At 37.2% G+C, this 3,289-nt stretch carries 2 protein-coding genes and 10 tRNA genes; all 12 read right to left on the bottom strand.

Going from position 1 to position 3,289, the window contains the following annotated elements:
* Positions 1 to 55: 55 nt before the first annotated feature.
* Complete coding sequence (locus BPMYX0001_RS03290; RefSeq protein WP_006093582.1) at positions 56 to 1,207, bottom strand: DUF3965 domain-containing protein; 1,152 nt, start codon at positions 1,205 to 1,207, stop codon at positions 56 to 58.
* 527 nt (positions 1,208 to 1,734) lie between these two features.
* The gene (locus BPMYX0001_RS03285; protein ID WP_006093581.1) at positions 1,735 to 2,154 is read right to left on the bottom strand and encodes a CBS domain-containing protein; all 420 of its coding nucleotides are present in this window, start codon (positions 2,152 to 2,154) and stop codon (positions 1,735 to 1,737) included.
* Positions 2,155 to 2,329: 175 nt separating this feature from the next.
* A tRNA-Glu gene (locus BPMYX0001_RS03280) sits at positions 2,330 to 2,401 on the bottom strand.
* 1 nt (position 2,402) lies between these two features.
* Positions 2,403 to 2,477, bottom strand: a tRNA-Asn gene (locus tag BPMYX0001_RS03275).
* A gap of 3 nt (positions 2,478 to 2,480) precedes the next feature.
* Positions 2,481 to 2,557: transfer RNA gene (locus tag BPMYX0001_RS03270), tRNA-Ile, on the bottom strand.
* Between the two features lie 10 nt (positions 2,558 to 2,567).
* Positions 2,568 to 2,638, bottom strand: a tRNA-Trp gene (locus BPMYX0001_RS03265).
* A gap of 3 nt (positions 2,639 to 2,641) precedes the next feature.
* Positions 2,642 to 2,717 (bottom strand) — tRNA-Thr (locus tag BPMYX0001_RS03260).
* Positions 2,718 to 2,733: 16 nt separating this feature from the next.
* Positions 2,734 to 2,806, bottom strand: a tRNA-Phe gene (locus BPMYX0001_RS03255).
* Positions 2,807 to 2,816: 10 nt separating this feature from the next.
* Positions 2,817 to 2,892, bottom strand: a tRNA-Asp gene (locus tag BPMYX0001_RS03250).
* Positions 2,893 to 2,895: 3 nt separating this feature from the next.
* A tRNA-Met gene (locus tag BPMYX0001_RS03245) sits at positions 2,896 to 2,972 on the bottom strand.
* Positions 2,973 to 2,996: 24 nt separating this feature from the next.
* A tRNA-Ser gene (locus BPMYX0001_RS03240) sits at positions 2,997 to 3,089 on the bottom strand.
* 93 nt (positions 3,090 to 3,182) lie between these two features.
* Positions 3,183 to 3,275 (bottom strand) — tRNA-Ser (locus BPMYX0001_RS03235).
* Positions 3,276 to 3,289 lie beyond the last annotated feature (14 nt).

The raw sequence follows: 3,289 nt of genomic DNA, 5'->3' as shown, positions 1-3,289 counted from the left end.
CTNTTTTTATTTATACATTATAGAGAGTGAACAAGGGAAAGCACAAAACTTTTCTTTACCCACACGCATATCGTTCATAAATAAAACTTAAATTATATTTCTTCTCTAATCCCACTCGTTGTTCATCATCACACCAGTAAAATAAAATATCATGAATCGTTGCATAACGTTTATTCTTTAGAAATTGTTTGATAAATGACGGTAAACAATCATGTAATTGTATAAATATATAATTCCGCAAAAGTTCTTCCTTATGTTCAATTCCTTTACAAACATACATCAACTCTTCACAATAATATGCATGTTGCGGAACTTGAATCATTTCAAAAAATGGTACATATGATAATAGTTTTCCAATGAAATGCTCATATCGATTCATAAATTCAAACGACATGTGCTCCATCATTTCTTTCATTACATAAAGATAATCATCCACATGCGTGGTTTTTAATGGATTAAGGCGATCAGAAATTTGAGAAATTACAGCCCTTTGACATGCAACAACAGAACGACTTGGTCCATAATATGTTAAAAAATCCGTACACTTACGATATTTTTTTAATAAGTCATATATGTATAAGTCATAAACGTATGTATTGCAGTATATTGCTAAGTTCATCATCTCTTGATCTAATTGTTCTTTGGACAATAATTTTGCCTGTTTGCAAATATAAAAGAATGTAAGTTCCATTACTTCCTTATGAGATAATAGCTTCTCACATTTTTCAATACACTCTGTATTAAATTTAATTCTTTCCCATATCATTACATCATCATTTTCCAATTTACCAATTCGATATTTTACAATTAAGTAGTTCCAAGCCACAACTTGAGTTAAAATATCCCACGTTTCATATTCCATAGATGTATGTACAAATTCATCTAATCTTTGATTCACCATAAATGTATACGCTTCCTTATACCAACCGATTTTCTGGCATAAACGAACAATACGAATTAAAGTTGGTATTTCATCCTTATGGAACTGCGGCAAGTCCTGCACCTTATTCATTCCATATAAAATAAACGGAGCCAAGTTTTCTTGTTTATAAAATTCTTTTTCTTTCCAAGCTAAAATTGTCCGTTCTTTTCCTTCGCCTTTTGGATGATTTGGTACAAGTAAAGAAAATAAATCCGCAAAATTATTTGGTTCTACATAAACATCTGTAACCAAATTCCAATTTGGATTACTTTGTACATCCCTCATGTCATTTCCCCTCCATTTCTATTTATATATAAAATCTTTGATAGCTTAGTAGATAAACATAATATTATAAATATTAATATATTCAAAATAAATTATAAAACTTATATTTATTATTATATCATTTTTAACATAACAAAAATTAGCAATAGGAATTTTTAACCAAAATTTCAAATGAAATTAGCATATATTATTCTTCATATATACTTAGTTAAGCATCTTTACACCTTATATACATCTATGCCTAACATTTTGGATACGTTTTAATAACAATATAATTTTGCTTGCAGTATTAATAAAGTGAAACTTCCATCAGTAGGGATTTTCTTCATCCACCACTGATGGAAAGTCCTCACCAATCGGGCTTTTACAGGCAGTTATCCCTCACCTATCTTCCTTGCTTCACTCTGAACCTTGAGGTGGGGGGCTTACTGCCCGTTAATGCGGAATAAAACGTATCCACTCTTACCTATTCTCTAGCACCTAAATACACTGTATGTTGTAGCCTGAAAATAATCTGCATCTATTCGTTATTCTGTATGCTCGGAAATCTCACTTAAAGCAAATCCAGCTTGATCATCAGCTTTCTCTGCTATTGCTAAATCACCTAGCGCTAACATCCCAACAAGCTCTCCATTCTCAACTACAGGTAGTCTCCTGATTTGATGCTGTGCCATTAACTCTGTAGCATTTTCAATAGGGTCATCAGGAGATACGGAAACAATTTCTGTTGTCATGACATTTGTAATTTTATTAGACCCAGGATGTTTCTCAGCAATTCCACGAACAACTAAATCACGATCTGTGACAAGACCAACCACTTGATTATTCTCTACAATTGGAATCATCCCAATGGCCTCTTCTTTCATTTTCACAGCAGCTTCATATACATTATCTAGCGGTGTACATTGCACAATATCGGTACTCATAAATTCTCTAACTGTTGTCATGTAGCTCTATTCCCTCCTTTTTATACATACTATAGTTTTTCCAAAATCCCTCTATTTATTTCATAATAAATAGAGGGATTTTGGATTGACGATATCGTATATTAGAAAAGAACGTAACTTCACATTATATTTTTCATAAGAAAAAAAGAGCCAGCTAATTGCTGACTCTTTTTTATGACCCGTACGGGATTCGAACCCGTGTTACCGCCGTGAAAGGGCGGTGTCTTAACCGCTTGACCAACGGGCCATGGCTCCGCAGGTAGGACTCGAACCTACGACCGATCGGTTAACAGCCGATAGCTCTACCACTGAGCTACTGCGGAATATGGTGGGCCTAAATGGACTCGAACCATCGACCTCACGCTTATCAGGCGTGCGCTCTAACCAGCTGAGCTATAGGCCCATATTTCTTACAGGGGCAGTAGGAATCGAACCCACACTGGAGGTTTTGGAGACCTCTGTTCTACCTTTAAACTATGCCCCTAAGTGGTGCCGGCTAGAGGACTTGAACCCCCAACCTACTGATTACAAGTCAGTTGCTCTACCAATTGAGCTAAGCCGGCTTGTCAAAAAAAAATATGGCTCGGGACGGAATCGAACCGCCGACACGAGGATTTTCAGTCCTCTGCTCTACCGACTGAGCTACCGAGCCTTTATATAAATGGCGGTCCCGACCGGGGTCGAACCGGCGATCTCCTGCGTGACAGGCAGGCATGTTAACCACTACACCACGGGACCATTTGGTTGCGGGGACAGGATTTGAACCTGCGACCTTCGGGTTATGAGCCCGACGAGCTACCGAACTGCTCCACCCCGCGACGGTATTATATTATTTTAAAAAATGGAGGAGGTAGAGGGATTCGAACCCCCGCGCGACTCTCGCCGCCTGTCGGTTTTCAAGACCGATCCCTTCAGCCGAACTTGGGTATACCTCCATGAAATAAATATTAATTATATCTTTTAGTTATCTTTGTACATCTAATAGTTTTTATTAACTATCCAATCATTCCATTTTAATTATTATAAAATGGAGGAGGTAGAGGGATTCGAACCCCCGCGCGACTCTCGCCGCCTGTCGGTTTTCAAGACCGATCCCTTCAGCCAGACTTGGGTATACCTCCAATAAATAACCAAA

Source organism: Bacillus pseudomycoides DSM 12442, assembly GCF_000161455.1.
GTDB classification, from domain to species: domain Bacteria; phylum Bacillota; class Bacilli; order Bacillales; family Bacillaceae_G; genus Bacillus_A; species Bacillus_A pseudomycoides.
Note: the sequence above shows the minus strand (reverse complement) of the source record. Positions and strands in the feature narration are given on the sequence as shown.

What these genes read in the sequence shown, in the direction of transcription:
- BPMYX0001_RS03285 (WP_006093581.1), bottom strand. Translation starts at nt 2,154, where the DNA reads ATGACAACAGTTAGAGAATTTATGAGTACCGATATTGTGCAATGTACA.
- BPMYX0001_RS03290 (WP_006093582.1), bottom strand. Translation starts at nt 1,207, where the DNA reads ATGAGGGATGTACAAAGTAATCCAAATTGGAATTTGGTTACAGATGTT.